The sequence below is a fragment of the Intestinimonas massiliensis (ex Afouda et al. 2020) genome (assembly GCF_900626285.1).
GTDB lineage: Bacteria > Bacillota > Clostridia > Oscillospirales > Oscillospiraceae > Flavonifractor > Flavonifractor massiliensis_A.
Window position 1 is genome coordinate 2,423,533 of sequence record NZ_LR131147.1, and the last position, 17,679, is coordinate 2,441,211.

Annotated in this window: 12 protein-coding genes; 4 read left to right on the forward strand and 8 right to left on the reverse strand. The window is 62.1% G+C overall.

Annotation, left to right across the window (positions count from 1 at the left end):
* Positions 1–110 precede the first annotated feature (110 nt).
* From ygeW to ssnA, 6 genes are all read right to left on the reverse strand, one after another.
* The gene (ygeW, locus tag E0E41_RS12035) at positions 111–1,310 is read right to left on the reverse strand and encodes a knotted carbamoyltransferase YgeW (protein ID WP_130870119.1); all 1,200 of its coding nucleotides are present in this window, start codon (positions 1,308–1,310) and stop codon (positions 111–113) included.
* A gap of 54 nt (positions 1,311–1,364) precedes the next feature.
* On the reverse strand, positions 1,365–2,756 hold the full coding sequence (locus E0E41_RS12040; protein WP_130870120.1) for a YgeY family selenium metabolism-linked hydrolase: 1,392 nt from the start codon (positions 2,754–2,756) through the stop codon (positions 1,365–1,367).
* Positions 2,757–2,813: 57 nt separating this feature from the next.
* Positions 2,814–4,052: a diaminopropionate ammonia-lyase gene (gene dpaL / locus E0E41_RS12045; RefSeq protein ID WP_130870121.1), complete on the reverse strand. Its 1,239-nt coding sequence runs from the start codon at positions 4,050–4,052 to the stop codon at positions 2,814–2,816.
* A 293-nt stretch (positions 4,053–4,345) separates the two neighbouring features.
* Positions 4,346–6,928 (reverse strand): selenium-dependent xanthine dehydrogenase, encoded by a 2,583-nt coding sequence (xdh, locus tag E0E41_RS12050; protein WP_130870122.1) that lies wholly within the window; start codon positions 6,926–6,928, stop codon positions 4,346–4,348.
* A gap of 75 nt (positions 6,929–7,003) precedes the next feature.
* Entirely contained in the window at positions 7,004–10,000 is a 2,997-nt protein-coding gene (gene ygfK / locus E0E41_RS12055) for a putative selenate reductase subunit YgfK (RefSeq protein WP_130870123.1), read from the reverse strand.
* Between the two features lie 32 nt (positions 10,001–10,032).
* Positions 10,033–11,373 (reverse strand): putative aminohydrolase SsnA, encoded by a 1,341-nt coding sequence (gene ssnA / locus E0E41_RS12060; protein ID WP_130870124.1) that lies wholly within the window; start codon positions 11,371–11,373, stop codon positions 10,033–10,035.
* 377 nt (positions 11,374–11,750) lie between these two features.
* On the opposite strand from ssnA, the gene E0E41_RS12065 reads away from it, so the two are divergent.
* A complete protein-coding gene (locus tag E0E41_RS12065) occupies positions 11,751–12,389 on the forward strand; it encodes a helix-turn-helix transcriptional regulator (protein WP_130870125.1) in 639 nt (212 codons plus the stop codon).
* A gap of 48 nt (positions 12,390–12,437) precedes the next feature.
* Here the strand turns inward: E0E41_RS12065 and E0E41_RS12070 are convergent, their stop codons facing one another.
* Together E0E41_RS12070 and E0E41_RS12075 are read right to left on the reverse strand one after the other, a co-directional pair.
* Positions 12,438–13,766, reverse strand: coding sequence for a uracil-xanthine permease family protein (locus tag E0E41_RS12070; RefSeq protein ID WP_130870126.1), 1,329 nt, complete (start codon positions 13,764–13,766; stop codon positions 12,438–12,440).
* 450 nt (positions 13,767–14,216) lie between these two features.
* Complete coding sequence (locus tag E0E41_RS12075) at positions 14,217–14,591, reverse strand: RidA family protein (RefSeq protein WP_130870127.1); 375 nt, start codon at positions 14,589–14,591, stop codon at positions 14,217–14,219.
* A 198-nt stretch (positions 14,592–14,789) separates the two neighbouring features.
* Between E0E41_RS12075 and E0E41_RS12080 the strand changes: the two genes are divergently transcribed.
* The 3 genes from E0E41_RS12080 to secG all read left to right on the forward strand — a co-directional run bounded on the left by E0E41_RS12080 (position 14,790) and on the right by secG (position 17,675).
* A complete protein-coding gene (locus E0E41_RS12080) occupies positions 14,790–15,545 on the forward strand; it encodes an ABC transporter ATP-binding protein (RefSeq protein WP_130870128.1) in 756 nt (251 codons plus the stop codon).
* Positions 15,535–17,307, forward strand: coding sequence for an FtsX-like permease family protein (locus tag E0E41_RS12085; protein ID WP_130870129.1), 1,773 nt, complete (start codon positions 15,535–15,537; stop codon positions 17,305–17,307). Before E0E41_RS12080 ends, E0E41_RS12085 begins: the two co-directional genes overlap by 11 nt.
* Positions 17,308–17,438: 131 nt before the next feature.
* Positions 17,439–17,675 (forward strand): preprotein translocase subunit SecG, encoded by a 237-nt coding sequence (gene secG, locus E0E41_RS12090; protein WP_130870130.1) that lies wholly within the window; start codon positions 17,439–17,441, stop codon positions 17,673–17,675.
* Positions 17,676–17,679 lie beyond the last annotated feature (4 nt).

Genomic DNA, 17,679 nt, shown 5'->3' on the forward strand with positions numbered 1-17,679 from the left:
GAAATAGTGCGGCCCGTCCGCACGAAGTCAGGCAGGTGGACCTATGCGGACGGGCCATTGGAATGAAGGGAAAAGAAATGGAAGTCTATCTGTTCAAAAGCAATGAGTGATTACTTGTTGAACCAACGGGCGAGGCCGCGCTCCTCCAGAGCCTTCAGAGTGGCCTGGGGATCCTTGCACTTGGCCAGGAAGATCATGGCGGCGATGATGTAGGGCTTGAAGGAAGCCTCCTTGTACAGAGGATCGCGGTAACGGTCAAACACGGAGGCCTCGACCTCGCCGTCCTTGCAGGAGACGTCGTTGATGTCGGCGGGCAGGCAGTGCATATACAGGGCCTTGCCGTCCTTGGTGGTCTTCATCAGCTCTTCGGTGCAGCACCAGTCCTTGTAGTTGGCGTTCTGAGCCAGCAGCTCCTTCTCCAGAGCCTTGATGCCGTCGCTGTCGCCCTCGGCGTACAGGTTGGTGCGCTTCTCCATGGCGGCGAAGGGAGCCCAGCTCTTGGGATACACGATGTCGGCGTCCTTGAAGGCCTCAGCCATGCTGTGGGTCTTGGTGAAGGTACCGCCGGACTTCTCGGCGTTCTTCTTGGCGACCTCCTCCACCTCGGGCATGACCTCGTATCCCTCGGGGTGAGCCAGGACCACGTCCATGCCGAAGCGGCTCATCAGGCCGATGATGCCCTGGGGCACGGACAGGGGCTTGCCGTAGCTGGGGCTGTAAGCCCAGGTCATGGCGATCTTCTTGCCCTTCAGGTTCTCCACGCCGCCGAAGTGGTGGATGATGTGCAGCATGTCGGCCATGGCCTGAGTGGGGTGGTCGATGTCGCACTGCAGGTTCACCAGGGTGGGCTTCTGCTCCAGCACGCCGTCCTTGTTGCCCTGGGTCACGGCGTCCATGAACTCGTGCATGTAGGCGTTGCCCTTGCCGATGTACATGTCGTCCCGGATGCCGATGACGTCGGCCATGAAGGACACCATGTTGGCGGTCTCACGGACGGTCTCGCCGTGGGCGATCTGGCTCTTGCCCTCGTCCAGGTCCTGGACCTCCAGGCCCAGCAGGTTGCAGGCGGAGGCGAAGGAGAAGCGGGTACGGGTGGAGTTGTCGCGGAACAGGGAGATGCCCAGGCCGGACTCGAAGATCTTGGTGGAGATGTTGTTCTCACGCATGTAGCGCAGGGCGTCGGCCACGGTGAAGACGGCCTCGATCTCGTCGTCGGTCTTCTCCCAGGTCAGGAAGAAGTCGCCGTTGTACATCTCCTTGAAGTTGAGCTTGTTCAGTTTGTCAATATAAGCCTGCAGCTTGGCGTCCATGTGGATCGTCTCCTTTTCAATATTCAGAATTTATAAGTAAATGGGCGAATGTTCTTACTTAATGTCGTTGTTGGTCTTGCCGGCGCGGAACTGAGACACATCGGCGGTCTTGTTCTCCTCCTTGTACAGGCCGGGCACGGCGGCGTACAGGGCGGCGCAGGACACCAGATCCTGCTTCCAGGTGATCTCGTTGGGGGCGTGCGCCTGGCTCTCGGCGCCGGGGCCGAAGCCCACGCAGGGGATGCCGTAGCGGCCCTGGATGGCAACACCGTTGGTGGAGAAGGTCCACTTGTCGATCAGGGGACGGTGGCGCAGGGACATGGCGCCCTCGGGCCCGATGCGGTTCTCGCCGAACAGGGCGTGGTGGGCATCCACCAGAGCCTGCACGTGGGCGGCGTTCTCCTTGTTGATCCAGGTGGGGAAGTAGGCCTCGGTCTCGTACACCTCGCCGGTCCAGGAGGGACGGTCGTACATGTACATGGACACCTTCACGTCGTCGCCGTACTTCTTCACGTTGGGCAGGTTGCGGATCTCCTCCAGGCAGGAATCCCAGGTCTCGCCGGCGGTCATGCGGCGGTCGATGGAGATGGAGCAGGAGTCGGCCACAGCGCAGCGGCTGGGAGAGGTGTAGAAGATCTGGCTGGTGGTGCAGGTGCCGCGGCCCAGGAAGCGGGCGTCCTCGTAGTGCTCGGGGTTGTACTTGGGGTTGAGCATCTTGACCAGGCCCTTGATCTCGGTGGAGTCGGCGTCGTCGTTCTCGTTCAGGGCACGGACATCCTGGAGAATGTCGGCCATCTTGTAGATGGCGTTGTCGCCCCGCTCGGGAGCGGAGCCGTGGCAGGACACGCCCTTCACGTCCACCCGGATCTCCATGCGGCCCCGGTGACCGCGGTAGATGCCGCCGTCGGTGGGCTCAGTGGAGATGACGAACTCGACCTGCTCCTTCTTGATGCCCTTGGCGGGGAAGAACTTGTTGACGATGTACTGCCAGCACATGCCGTCGCAGTCCTCTTCCTGGACGGAGCCCACCACCATGATCTTGTAGCCGGCGGGGATCAGGCCCAGCTCCTTCATGATCTTGGTGCCGTACACGGCGGAGGCCATGCCGCCCTCCTGGTCGGAGCCGCCGCGGCCGTAGATGACCTCGTCGTCCTCGTAGCCCTTGTAGGGATCGTGGGTCCAGTTGTTGATGTTGCCGATGCCCACGGTGTCGATGTGGGAGTCGATGGCGATGATCTTGTCGCCCTGGCCCATCCAGCCGATGATGTTGCCCAGACCGTCCACCTCGACCTCATCGTAGCCCAGCTTCTCCATCTCGGCCTTGATGCAGGCGACCACTTCCTTCTCCTCGCAGCTCTCGCTGGGGTGGGAGATCATGTCCCGCAGGAAGCGGGTCATGTCGGCCTTATAGCCTTCGGCAGCGGCTTTGATCTTCTCAAAATCCATGTCAGTGACCTCCATTAACGTATTTTTTTCCTTTTCTTCATCCCAAATGGGTCATGCTTATTGATAGGGGTGCTGGGGAGAATCGGTGGTGGGGTACTCGCCGTCCCAGATCACCCGGCGGAACTTCAGGGGATCGGTGTTGCCCTCGGTGGAGAACATCAGCACCTGGCTGAACCGGTTCAGCTCCAGGGCCTCCCGCAGCTCCTTGTAGGTGTCGTCGCACATGATGGCGTCCAGAACGCCCATGCCCACAGCGCCGGACTCGCCGGAGATCACGGTGGGGTCGCCCTTCACGGGCACGCCCAGCATCCGCATGCCCTTGGCGCTCACCCAATCGGGGCAGGACAGGAAGGCGGTCACGTGGTTGCGCAGGATGTCCCAGGAGATGGTGTTGGGCTCGCCGCAGGCCAGACCGGCCATGATGGTCTGGAGATCGCCGGTGACGATCCGGGGCTTGCCGTCTCCCGCCAGAGCGCCCTGATACAGACAGTCGGCGGCGCGGGCCTCCATCACCACAAACTTGGGGGGATCATTGGGGAACAGGTTGGTGAAGTAGCCCACCACGGCGCCGGCCAGAGAGCCCACGCCCGCCTGCACGAACACGTGGGTGGGGCGGTTCACGCCGCACTGGCGGAGCTGCTCGGCGGCCTCGTTGGCCATGGTGCCGTAGCCCTGCATGATCCAGGAGGGGATCTCCTCGTAGCCGTCCCAGGCGGTGTCCTGCACAATGACACCGTGCTCGGTCTGCTCGGCCTCGGCAGCGGCCATGCGCACGCAGTCGTCGTAGTTCACGTCCTCGATGGTGACCTGAGCGCCCTCCTTGGCGATGTTGTCATACCGGGACTTGGAGCTGCCCTTGGGCATATGTACCACGGCCTTCTGGCCCAGCTTGTTGGCGGCCCATGCCACGCCGCGGCCGTGGTTGCCGTCGGTGGCGGTGAAGAAGGTGGCCTGACCGAACTCCTTGCGGAAGGCCTCGCTGGTCAGGTAGTCATAGGTCATCTCGGATACGTCCCGGCCCATCTCCTTGGCAATGTACTTGGCCATGGCGAAGGAGCCGCCCAGCACCTTGAAGGCGTTCAGGCCGAAGCGGTAGGACTCGTCCTTCACGAACACGCCGCCCAGGCCCAGATACTTGGCCATGCCCTCCAGCTGAGCCAGGGGGGTGATGGAGTACTGGGGGAAGGAGCTGTGGAAGAAGCGGGCCTTTGCCACGTTGGACAGGGACATGACGGAGAGCTGCTTATCCTCGCTCTTGGGCATCTTGTTCAGGACCCATTTGATCTGGTCTTTCATCGAACTGTCGCCTCCAAAATGTTTTTGAAGCCTGCTAAACTTTTAGCCTATTTCTGAGTAAATCATACCACGTGTGGAGCAGATGTCAAGAGGGAAAACTAAAAATTTTCATGTAAAGCTAAAAAATTTTTTGGTACAGGAAAAATCACGGTGTAGCAATGCCTGAGCCCTTTTACACGTTACAGTAAGAGAAGAAAAAAGAGGCCCTGGTGCGGGGCGGGAGGAGCCGCCGGACCAGGGCCCTGGGGGAGGCCGCCTGGCCTTCGCGGAGGGTGGTAAATCGGAACGAAAAATTACTTCTTTTTGTTGTAGAAGGTGTCCTCCATAGGGAGGGTGGTGCGGAGGATGTGGTCCCGGGCGTAGTAGGCCCCCTGCACCGCCGGAGCGGTGGGGATGGTGGCGATCTCGCCGATGCCCTTGGCGCCGTAGGCGAAGGGGAGCAGCTCCTCCTTCTCCACGTAGATGGCGTGGATGTCGGGGATCTGGTCGGCCCGCATGAGGCCCAGGGTGCCGAACTTCACCTGGGGCACGCAGTCCTTCAGGGTGAATTTCTCCGTCAGGGCGTAGCCCAGACCCATGAGCACGCCGCCCTCGATCTGGCCCTGAATGGAGATGGGGTTGACCACCTTGCCCGAGTCGTGGGCGGCCCACACCTCTTTTACCTTGCCCTCGTCGTCCAGGATGACCACGTGGGTGGCGAAGCCGTAGGCCACATGGCTCTTGGGGTTGGGCACGTCGGCCCCCAGCTTGTCGGTGGGGTCGAAGAACTCGGCAAAGTACTCCTTGCCCTCCAGCTTGCTGAGGTCGCCGCCCACGGCGTCCAGGTCCTTCTTCACGTCCTCGCACACCATGCGCACCGCCTCGCCGGTGATGAGGGTCTGGCGGGAGCCGGAGGTGGTGCCCGAGTCGGGGGCTACCTCGGAGTTGGCCCCCATGTTCTTCAGCTTCTCCTTGGGCAGGCCCAGGGTCTGGGCCATGATCTGCACAAAGACGGTGAAGCAGCCCTGGCCGATGTCGGAGGCGGCGGAGTACAGCTCCACCACGCCGTTGTGAATGACCACCTTGGCCCGGCCCTTGTCGGGCAGTCCCACGCCCACGCCGGAGTTCTTCATGGCACAGGCGATGCCCGCGTGATCCATGTTGGCCTCATATACGTCCTTGACGGCCAGCAGGGTCTCCTTCAGGGCGGTGGAGCAGTCGGCGATCTGGCCGTTGGGCAGCACCTTGCCCGGCTCGATGGCGTTGCGGTAGCGGATCTCCCAGGGGGAGATGCCCACCTTCTCCGCCAGCAGGTTGATGTTGGACTCAAGGGCAAACTCGCTCTGGCACACGCCGAAGCCCCGGAAGGCGCCGGCGGGGGGGTTGTTGGTGTAATAGCCAAAGCCCCGGATATCGGTATTCTGGTAGCAGTAGGGGCCCACCGAGTGGGTGCAGGCCCGCTCCAGCACCGGGCCGCACAGGGAGGCGTAGGCGCCGGTGTCAAAGTAGATCTCGCAGTCCAGGCCGGTGAAGATGCCGTTCTCGTCGCAGCCCAGGGTGAAGGTGCCCTCCATGTAGTGGCGCTTGGGGTGGAAGGTGATGGACTCCTGCCGGGTCAGCTTTACCTTCACCGGCCGGTTCACCTTCAGGGCGGCCAGGGCGGCCAGGTGCTGCACTGACACGTCCTCCTTGCCGCCGAAGCCGCCGCCCACCAGCTTGTTTTCCACCACGATGCGCTCGGGCTCCCAGCCCAGCATGATGGAGATCTCCTTCCGGGTGTCGTACACGCCCTGGTCGGAGGTGTACACCTTCACCCCGTCCTTGTAGGGGAAGGCCACCGCGCACTCGGGCTCCAGGAAGGCGTGCTCGGTGAAGGGGGTCTGGTAGCGCTGGGTGACCACGTACTTGGAGTTGGCCAGGGCGGTCTTGGCGTCCCCCCGGGTCACGTGGCGCTGCTGGCACAGGTTGCCCTTGGAGTGGACCAGCGGGGCGTTCTCCGCCATGGCCTCCTGGATGGTGCGCACCGGCTCCAGGGGCTCGTAGTCGATCTTCACCAGCTTTTTGGCTTCCCGGAGAATGTCCTCATTCTCCGCCACTACCAGACAGATGGCGTCCCCCACGCAGCGGGTGACGGAGCCCTTGGCGATGAACACGTCCCAGTCCTGCTGGAGGTGGCCCACCTTGTTGTGGGGCACGTCGTCGGCGGTGAGGACGGCCAGCACGCCGGGCAGAGCCAGGGCCGCGCTGGCGTCGATATCCAGGATCCTGGCCCGGGGGTACTGGGAGCGGACAGCGGAGCCGTACACCATGCCGTCCATCCGCACGTCGTCGCAGTACTCGCCGGTGCCCAGCACCTTCTCCCGCACGTCGGTGCGGAAGGCCCGGTCGCCCACCTGGTAGCGGTCCCCACCCTCCAGGGCGGGGTCGATCTTCTCCTCCCCGCGGAGAATGGCGGCGGCCAGGGAGATGCCCTCGATGATCTTCTTGTAGCCGGTGCAGCGGCACACGTTGCCCCGGATGGCCTTCTTGATCTCCGCCTCGGTGGGGTTGGGGTTCTGGTCGATCAAAGCCTTGCCCGCCATCACCATGCCGGGGATGCAGAAGCCGCACTGGACGGCCCCCACCGAACCGAAGGCGTACACGAAGGCCTCCTGCTCGTCATAGCTCAGGCCCTCCACGGTGAGGATGGTCTTGCCCACCGCCTTCTTGGTGGTGAGGATGCAGGCCCGGACGGTCTTGCCGTCCACAATGATGGTACAGGTGCCGCAGGCGCCCTCGCTGCACCCGTCTTTGACCGAGGTCAGATGGAGGTCGTCCCGCAGGTAGCGCAGCAGGGGTTTGTCCTCCTGGGTGGTACGCAGGACGCCGTTGACGGTAAAGGAATAGCTCTCGCTCATCTGAGGTACCTCTTTTCCGATAGGGGAATAGCCCGCCGCCCATTGGACGGCAGGCTGGTTTTCCCGGTTATTCCGTTATTTCAGCAGATAGCTGTAGTTGTCGTACACCGCGCAGATCAGGCGGCGGATGGGATCGTACAGGCCGCAGCTCTCGTCGGCCACGTCGTACTCCTTCACCTGGCCGTCCAGGCGGACCCGGGTGTTGGTGCCGTTCAGCTTCAGGAAGCCCTGGTTCCCGCTGTTGTCAAAATCCTCCTCGCTCCAGAACAGGGTGAACTTATCCTTGTAGGGGTTGGAGTCGTAGGGGCAGAAGGTGCCGCAGTTGCCGCACTCGTTGCACATGCCATCCATGTGGATGATCTGGCGCTGGCGCATGCCAGGCACCGCCACCGCCACGTTGGCCCGGTTGGGGCACACCTCGGTGCAGGTCTCGCACACGGTGGCGCAGCCCAGGCAGCGGATCTCGCTGCTGTTCTTGCAGTCGGCGCACAGCTCGCCCCGCTTGGCCAGGGGGGCGTTGTAGTCGGGGTTGACGTTCTTGTCCACATAGGTGTCCACGTCAAAGTCCTGGATGGCCCGGGCGGCCTTGGTAGCGTCGGCAATGGCCTCCACCACGGTGCCGGGGCCCTTCATGCCGTCACCGATGACGAACACATTCTTCACGGAGGCCTCCAGAGTGTCGGCGTTGACCACAGCCTTACCTCTCTTGTCCACCTCCAGGCCGTTGGCGGTGTACAGGGCGGTGTCCACCTTCTCGCCCACGGCGGTGATGACGGTGTCGGCGGCCACCTCAGCCACCTTGCCGGTGTCCACCGGGGAGCGGCGGCCGGAGGCGTCGGGGGCGCCCAGCTCCATCACATGGCAGGTGAGGACCCCGTCCTTCACGCCCACGGGAGCCAGCAGCTCCTGGAACTCCACCCCGTCCTCCAGGGCGAACTCCAGCTCCTCCTGGTCGGCGGGCATGTAGCGCTTAGTGCGGCGGTACACCAGAGACACGGTCTCCACCCCGTCGATCCGCTTGGCGGCCCGGGCGGCGTCCATGGCGGTGTTGCCACCGCCGATGACCACCACGTGCTTGCCCAGGTTCAGGCTGCCGGGGTTCTTCTTGGCGGCCTCCAGGAACTCGATGACGTTCATTTCCTGGCCGTACTCCAGGCCGGCGCTGCCCTTGTTCCAGGCGCCGGTGGCCAGGAGCACGTGGGTGTAGCCCTGCTTAAAGAGCTCCTGCACGTCCTTCACTTCGGTGTTCAGTTCCACCTTCACGCCCATAGCGTTCATCAGCTTGACGTCGTTGTCGATGGCGGCGTCGCTGATGCGGAAGGCGGGGATCACGTGGCGGACGATGCCGCCCAGGGAATCCTTCCGCTCAAAGATGGTCACGTCCACGCCGGACCGGCCCAGGAAGTAGGCGGCGGACATACCGGCGGGGCCGCCGCCGATGACGGCCACCTTCTTGCCGGCCACGGGGGCGCCGGGCTTCAGCTTGGGCAGCAGGGCGTCGAACCCGCCCTCGGCGGCACGCAGCTTCTGGGTGCGGATATACACGCTCTCCTCGTAGGCGTTGCGCATGCACTTGTCCTGGCAGCGATGGGAGCAGATGGTGCCGGTGATGAAGGGCAGGGCGTTGCGGTGGGTGATGATCTCCAGGGCCTCCTCATACTTGCCGGCGTTCACCCGCATCAGGTAGGCGGGGATGTCCTGCTCAATGGGGCAGCCGCTGCGGCAGGGGGCGGAGAAGCAGTCGATAAGGGGCACCTTCTTGTCGGCCTTGCGGCTGGGAATGGGCTTCATGGGCTTCTGGTAGTGGCCGTCGGCGGCGAAGGCAGTCATCATGCCCTCCACCTTGGCGGGGTCCACTCCGGCCCAGGGGCCGTAGGGGATGTCCATGAGCAGATTGCCGATCTGGCTGAACCGCTGGTAGCCGCCGGACTTGAGCACGGTGGTGGCCATGGTGATGGGCCAGATGCCGGCGTCAAACAGGTCCTTGATGTTGTAGTAGTCGGCGCCGCCGGAGTAGGAGATCCGCAGCTTGCCATTAAATTCGCGGGCCAGCTTGCCCGCCAGGGACAGGGACAGGGGGTACAGGGAGCGGCCGGACATGTACATCTCCTCGCTGGGCAGCTCCCCGGCCTTCACGTCCACGGGGAAGGTGTTGGTCAGCTTCACGCCGAACTCCAGGCCCCGCTCCGCCGTCAGCTTCATCAGCCGCTGGAACATGGGCACCGCGTCGGCCCACTGCAGATCCTCCACGAAGTGGTGGTCGTCAAAGGCGATGTAGTCGAAGCCCAGGCCGTCCAGGGTCTTGCGGGCGAACTCATAGCCCAGCAGGGTGGGGTTGCACTTGACGTAGGTGTTCAGGTTCTTCTCGGTGATGAGGTAGGTGGCGATGCGCTCGATCTCGTCGGGGGGACAGCCGTGGAGGGTGGACTCGGTGATGGAGTCGGAGACTTTGGGAGAGATGGCCTTCACATAAGCCTCGTCCACGTTCTGGAACTTGTCCAGGTTGCCCAGGGCCCAGTCCATGCACTCCTGCCACACGGGGGTGGCGGAGGCGTCCTTCATGCCCTCAATGTACTTGTCGATCTTCTCGCTCTTGATGCCCGCCAGGTCGTAGCCCACACTCATGTTGAACACGAAGCCGTCGGGATCGCCCAGGCCCAGCTCTTTCGCCAGCAGCTTGCAGGCGAACCAGCCCTTCACGTACTCGTCAAAGGCCTGGGGCACATACAGCTCGGTGGACCACTCGCAGTTGTAGCACTCATCCTCGGCGGTGATGCAGGGCTTGGCCACGCACTTGCTCAGCTCGTCGCCGTCCATGATCTGCACGGTCTTCAGCTCAAAGAACCGGGCGCCGGCGGCATAGGCGGCGATCAGGTTCTGGGCCAGCTGGGTGTGAGGGCCGGCGGCGGGGCCGTAGGGGGACTCGATCTTCTCCTTGAACATGGGCAGGGCCTTGCCGTTGTCATGGCGTACCAGCTTGGACACGCCGAAGATGGAGCCCTGGTTCCTGTACTCGGTCAGGACCCAGTTCATCAGGTTGGAAAAAGGAATGGGGCGCATAATGTCGCTCATATGATTCGACCTCCAAATTTGATCAATTGATATCAGTAGGTGCGATGATTCAGCTCGCCCCACAGCTTCTTGGCCTGCTCCATGGTCCAGGCGTTGATGCGCTCTTCATCAATGCCCACGAACTCCCGGTCCTTGTACAGCACCTTGCCGTTGATGATGGTGGTGCGGCAGTTCTTGCCCATCATGCCGAAGAGCATGTGGCCGTCGATGTTCTCGGCGGAGAAGGGGGTGAAGGGCTTGTAGTCCATGACGATCACGTCGGCGGCGGCGCCGGGCTTCAGCACGCCCAGGGGCTTCTTGAAGTAGCGGGCGCAGATCTTGGCGTTGTTCTCAAACAGCATGCCGGTGGCCTCGCACCAGCCCACATTGGGCAGGCAGGCGTTGTGGCGCTGCATGGGCAGCAGCACCTTCAGGCTCTCCAGCATGTCGTGGGTGTAGGCGTCGGTGCCCAGGCCGATGAGGATGCCCTTGCCGTACATCTGGAGCACCGGGGAGCAGCCCACCGCGTTGCCCATGTTGGACTCCGGGTTGTGGCACACCATGGTATTGGTCTCCTTGATGATGTCCAGCTCGGCGGGGGAGACGTGGATGCAGTGGCCCAGCATGGTCTTTTCCCCCAGAATGCCGTTGTACAGCAGCCGGTTCACCGGGCGGCAGCCGTAGTTGCGCAGGGAATCGTACACGTCGTTCATGCCCTCGGCCACGTGGATGTGGAAGCCGGTCATGCCGTCGTTGGCCTTCACCATCTCCTCAAAGGTCTTGTCGGAGATGGTGAACAGGGCGTGGCCGCCGAACATGGCCTTTATCATGTCGTCGTCCTGCTCCTTGGCCCACTTGGCGAAGTCGGCGTTCTCCTGGATGGACTGGCGGGTCTTTTCCTCGCCGTCCCGCTCGGACACCTCATAGCACAGGTTGGCCCGGATGCCCAGCTCCTGGCACACGTCCTTGATGGCGAACAGGGAGCCGGGGATCTCGCAGAAGGAGGCGTGGTGGTCGAAAATGGTGGTGACACCGTCCCGGATGCAGTCCAGCACCGTGGCGTAGGCGCTGGCGCGGGTTCCGTCCAGGGTCAGGTGGCGGTCGATGTTCCACCACATCCCCTCCAGCACCTCCAGGAAGTTGGTGGGATTGTTGCCCTCGATGGACAGGCCCCGGGCCAGGCCGGAGTAGATGTGGGTGTGGACGTTGATGAGGCCGGGCATGATGACCCCGCCCCTGGCGTCCACAAATTCCGCGTCGGGGTACTTGGCCTTCAGATCGGCCAGGTTTCCCACTTCCTTGACGGCCTCGCCGTCCAGCACCACCGCGCCGTCCTCCAGGTAGGGGAGCGACGGGTTGCGGGTAATCACTTTTCCGTTTCCAACCAGCAGCATCTGTGGTTCCTCCTATCATATATGATATTCTTTTTTCCAAGAAAAAAACGTCCATTCCTCAGAGAATGGACGCCAGCGTTCCGGGAGGGCGGCGGCGTGCGCGCAACCTCCAGACGAATTCCAGGTCCATCCAGCCCGTGCGCGAAAGCACTCCGTTGCAGCCACAACCAAATGATAAAAATTTGTGAAACATGAACAGAATAGTTTGCTCTACGGGTCTATATTACCACGAAAACCACGGGCGTGCAACACCTTTGTGAGAAAAACTAAAAAATTTTTAGCCCACATAATTTTATTGCAATTGCGTCATTCTGTGGTAAAATAAAAGCACCGAAAGACGACAATTTCCATCATTTCCATCAAAGGAGAGACGCGCCGTGTTAGAAGCCTCTACGCTGCAATTCCTGTTCAAACTGGCCAAGGGAATCGCCAGCCAGTTTGGCCCCAACTGCGAGGTGGTAGTCCACGACCTGGCCACCAACGACCCGGAGAGCTCCATTGTCGCCATTGAAAACGGGCAGGTCACCGGCCGCAAGGTGGGGGACGGTCCCTCCCACGTGGTGCTGGAGGCTCTGCGGGGGGAGAACAACGAGCTGCACGACCACCTGAGCTACCTGACCAAGACCAAGGACGGCAAGATCCTCAAGTCCACCACCATCTATATCCGGGATGATGACGGGACCCCCATCGGCATCTTCGGCATCAACTACGACATCACCCTCATGCTGGCCATGGAGACCGCCCTGAAGCAGTTTACAGCTACCGAAAAAGAGGAGAAGGAGCCGGAGGCCATCTCCCGCAACGTGTCCGACCTGCTGGATGAGCTGATCCAGCAGAGCGTGAAGATCGTGGGCAAACCGGTGGCCCTCATGAGCAAGGAGGACAAGGTGAAGGCGGTGCAGTTCCTCAACGACACCGGCGCCTTCCTCATTACCAAGAGCGGCGACAAGGTGTGCAAGTTCTTCGGCATCTCCAAGTACACCCTGTACAGCTACATTGACGAGGCCAAAGAGTAAAAAGCCCGGAAAGTGCCCGGCTCCGCAAGGAGCCGGGCACTTTTTTATTTACTTGGATTCCTTTTCCTTGGGCAGGATCAGGTTCAGGATAATGGCCATGATGGTGGCCACCACCACGGAGGAGGAGCCGAACACGGTGTTTACCCAGCCGGGGAAGCCCTCGCCGGCCAGGCAGCCGGACACCTGAGTGATGCCAACGCCCAGGGCCACGGACAGGCCCACCACGGAGCTCTTCCGGGGCGTGAAGCCGCCCTCGGTGATCATACGGATACCGGTCATGGTAATGGTGGCGAACACGGAGATGGTGGCGCCGCCGATGACGCACTGGGGAATGGTGGTGAGCAGGGAGGCAAACTTGGGCACCAGGCCGGCCACCAGCAGGATGAGGGAGGCCAGCACGAACACCGCCCGGTTGATGACCTTGTTGACGGTGACGATGCCCACGTTCTGGCTGTAGGAGGCGGTGGGCAGGCCGCCGAAGAAGGCGCCCAGGATGCTCATGATGCCCTGGCCGATGATGCCGCCGGACAGCTCCTTGTCGGTGGGCATCCGGTCCATGCCGCCCATGGTGGTGGAGGACAGGTCGCCAATGGTCTGCACTGCGTTGACCACATACACAATGGCCAGGGAGACGCAGGCGGAGGGAATGAACTTGATTTCAAAAGGCATGACCTGGGGCAGGGCAAACCAGCTGGAGGAGCCGATACCGGACAGATCCACGATCCCCATGAAGTAGGCCAGGATGTAGCCCACGATCATGCCGAAGAGGATAGCGCCCAGCTTGAAGATGCCCTTGGTGAAGTTGGACAGGATGACCACCACCGCCAGGGTGACGAGGGCCACCACCCAGCTCTTCACGTTGCCGAACCACTCGGTGCCCGCGCCGCCGGCCATGTACTTCACGGCGGTGGGGTAGAGGGACAGGCCGATGGTGAAAATCACCGTGCCGGTGACCAGCGGGGGGAACAGGGGGCGGATCCATCTGACGAAGATGCCGAACACAATGGCCACAATGCCGCCCACGATCTCAGCGCCCAGAATGGTTGCAATGTCAAATTCCGCGCCGATGGCCTGCAGAGTGGGAATGTAAGCGAAGCTGATGCCCATGATCACCGGCAGGCCGGAACCGATCCGCCCGAAAATGGGGAAGAGCTGGAGCAGGGTGGCCAGCGCGGTCAGAATCAGGGAGACCTGGATCATCAGGGTTTTTTCCGCCTCCGACAGACCGCAGGTGTTGGAGACCAGAATAGCCGGCGTAATGATGCCGACCACGGCCGCCACCACGTGCTGCAGACCCAGGGGGACCAGCTGGCCCGGCTGGGGAATGCCTTTCCACTGGAATACGGTATCAGCGCTGCTGAGTTTCGGTGTACCCATTCCTGTCACCTCACAAAAATTTTTTAGCGCAAACAATATTTTTTACAATCAAACTATAACCGATTTGGACCCCGGATGCAAGGAAAATATGAAAACCGGCAGCCAAAAAGCAACGTGAATTTTTGTGGGAAATAGACAAAACAAAGGGAGCCAAATGGTAGAATCCGTTATAAAACGCCAATAAATAGACCGTAAAGTTTAAAAAAGCGGCCGTCCGAATGGACGGCCGCTTTTCTGCGGAACCATGCTTACTTAACGGCGACAGCCTCGATCTCGAAGAGGGCGCCCTTGGGCAGAGCGGCCGACCCATGCGGCTTTGCCGCATGGGGACCCGATTACATTTCCGCGGGCAAAATGAATTTGCCCTGCGGCGAGGTTTTGCTGTGCAAAACGCTCGGACGCGCCACTTGGCGCGATTCCAGGTGGCCGTGCGCTGCCTCGCTGTGGTTCTTACTTAACGGCGACAGCCTCGATCTCGAAGAGGGCGCCCTTGGGCAGAGCGGCCACCTGGACGCAGGAGCGGGCGGGAGCCTCGCCGGTGAAGTACTCGGCGTAGATGGCGTTGATGGCGGCGAAGTCGTTGATGTCGGCCAGGAACACGGTGGTCTTGGTCACATCGCAGAAGTCCATACCGCCGGCCTTCAGCACGGCGCCCAGGTTGTCCAGAGCCTGACGGGCCTGGGCCTCCACACCGGCGGGCAGCTCCCCGGTGGCGGGGATCAGGCCCAGCTGGCCGGAGGTGTACAGGGTGTTGCCGGCCAGCTTGGCGTGGCAGTAGGGGCCCACGGCGGCGGGGGCGTTGGCGGCGGAAATGGTCTGATTCATAAAAAAATTCCTCCTTATTAAAATATATGTCCTTTCAATTCCATTATAATCGGGTACAGAAAAAAATCAAGGACAACTTAAAAATTTTTTGCCTCCGCCAGAAAATCGTGGGAAAGGCTTCACAAAAGGGTAAGAGGGTCTTTGCAAATAATTAAGAAAATTTTGTTATCCTGAGACAAACAAAAGGGAGGAAACGATATGGAACCGATTCTGCGTGTGGAGCATCTGGTGCGGGAGTACGGCCTGACCCGGGCCATCAGCGATGTGAGTTTTTCGGTGGATCAGGGGGAATTCGTGGGCATCATGGGGGCGTCGGGCAGCGGCAAATCCACCCTGCTCAACTGCGTGTCCACCATCGACAGCCCCACCGGGGGCAAGATCTGGGTGGAGGGGAGAGAGGTGACCCGGCTGAAGCCCAGGGAGATCTCCCGGTTCCGGCGGGAGCGGCTGGGCTTCGTGTTCCAGGACTGCAACCTGCTGGACACCCTCACCGCCTTTGAGAACATCGCCCTGGCCCTCACCATCCGGGGGACGGCCCCGGGACTGGTGGAGAAAAAGGTGAAGGAGACCGCCCGCCTGCTGGAGATCGCCGACTGCATGGGCAAGTACCCCTATCAGATGTCCGGCGGCCAGCGGCAGCGGACGGCGGCGGCCCGTGCCATCGTGACTGGCCCCGCCCTGGTGCTGGCCGACGAGCCCACCGGGGCCCTGGACTCCAAGTCCGCCAAGCTGCTGCTGGACCGGTTTGAGGCGTTGAACAGCCAGCGGGAGGCCACCATCCTGATGGTCACCCACGACGCCTTCACCGCCAGCTACTGCCACCGCATCCTCTTTCTTCAGGATGGGGCGGTGCTCACCCAGCTGGAGCGGGGAGCGAAGAGCCGGAAGGAATTCTTCCGGGAGATCATCGGCGTGGTGACCCGGCTGGGAGGTGACCAGAGCGATGTTCTCTAAGCTGGCCTGGAAAAACGTCCGCCGCAGCGTGAAGGACTACGGGGTGTGGTTCCTCACCATCGTGTTCGGCGTGTGTCTGTTCTATGTGTTCAACGCCCTGGAGAACCAGTCGGTGCTCCGCTTTCTGGCCCAGAACCCCAAGGTCAATATCGTGGAGGCCATCCAGCGGCTCATCGGTATGCTGTCCGTCTTTGTGTGGGTGGTGCTGGCCTTCCTGATCCTATACGCCTCCGGCTTCCTCATCCGCCGCCGGAAGAGCGAGCTGGGCACCTACCTGCTGCTGGGTATGGAGCGGTGGCAGGTGGCCCGGCTGCTGCTGGCCGAAACGGTGTGCATCGGGGTCCTGGCCCTGGCCGCGGGGCTGGCGCTGGGGGTGGCGGCCGCCTGGGGCCTGAGCGCCTTCACCGCCAGGCTGTTCGCCGTGCCCATGACCTACTTCACCTTCTCGGTGTCCTTGCCCGCCCTGGCCAAGACCGCCCTGGCCTTCGCCGCCATCTTCCTCCTGGTGATGGTGTACCACGCCTTCGCCGTCTCCCGGTGTAAGCTCATCGACCTGATACGGGCCAACCGGGTAAACCAGACCATGCGCCAGCGGAGCCTGGGGGCGTCGGTGGCCCTTTTCCTGGTGGGGATCGTCCTGCTGGTCATCGCCTACGCCATGCTGCTCACCCGGGGCCTGCTGCGGGTGGATACCCTGTTCTGGGTGATGATCGCTCTGGGCAGCCTGGGTACCCTGCTGTTCTTCCGGTCCCTGTCCGGCTTCCTGCTGCGGATCTGTCAGAGCAGCAAGAGCCTGTGGTACAAAAACTTGAACCTGTTCGTGCTGCGGCAGTTCAACGCCCGCATCAATACCACCTACCGGTCCATGACGGTGATCTGCCTCATGCTGCTGCTGGCCCTGGGCATCACCGCCAGCTCGGTGGGCCTGAACAACACTGTGGAGCAGATGACCAATGAGCGGTACCCCCGGGATATGCAGCTGATCTTCTGGAACGAGGCCGGGGACCCGGAGCCCGACCTGGCCGGCATTTTAAAGGAGGGGGGCTTTGACCCGGAGAGCGAGTGCACCGCCTGGTATGCCTTCCCCCTGTACCAGGGAGAGCGGTGCCCGGTGGTGACCCAGGCCGACTACGATGCCCTGACAGAGCGCTGGGGAAAGTCGGGTGCGGACGCCTTCCTGGCGGGGGAAGGGGCGGAGGTCCTCTCCGACGGAGCGGTCCAGGACGCCCCCCTGAGCTACTGGTGTTTTCTGGCCGACTACGCCGGGGACAAAAACGCCGCCGAGGAGAAATTTGATGAGGCGCTGTCCGGCCTGGCGAAGCTGGGCGGCTTCAGCTGGTCCAGCAAGCTGCAGAACTGGATGGATCTGATGGGCACCAAGGTGCTGGTGCTCTTCATCGGCCTGTACCTGGGTGTGGTGTTCCTGCTGGCCTCGGCGGCGGTGCTGGCCCTCCAGCAGCTGACCCAGGCCGCCGATTCCGCCGGACAGTACCGGATTCTGTCCCTGCTGGGGGCCCCGGCCAGAATGCGGGGGCGGGCGGTGACCGCCCAGGTGTTCCTGGCCTTCTTCCTCCCCCTGTCCCTGGCCCTGGTCCACGCCGCGGTGGGCATGACCGCCGCCAACGCCGTCATTGCCGAGGTGGGGAAGGTGGATGCCGCCGCCTCCTCCGCCGTCACCGCCCTGCTGCTGGTGGTGGTGTACGGGGGCTACTTCCTGGCCACCTGCTGGGGAAGCCGCAGGATTTTGCGCACTTCCCGGTGAAAATATGAAAAAACCCTTGCAATCGGCCTGGAAATGTGCTATCATACCTCTTACGTGTGAGAGTAGGCGCGGTTTTCGCGCGCCAAAGGATAGCAACATACCCCATACCGGGGTCGAAAGGACGATGTAGCGTGGATATTACCAAGCTGGTTCTGAGCATTATTGATGTGGCGGCCTGCCTGTTCCTGATCGCTGTGGTGCTGCTCCAGTCCGGCAAGAGCGCGGGCCTGTCCGGCGCCATCGCCGGTGTGGCGGATACCTTTATGACCAAGAACAAGGCCAAGACCTGGGACGCCAAGCTGGCCAAGATCACCAAGTGGGTGGCCATTGGCTTTATGGTCCTGACCTTTATTATCTGCCTGCTCTGAGAAA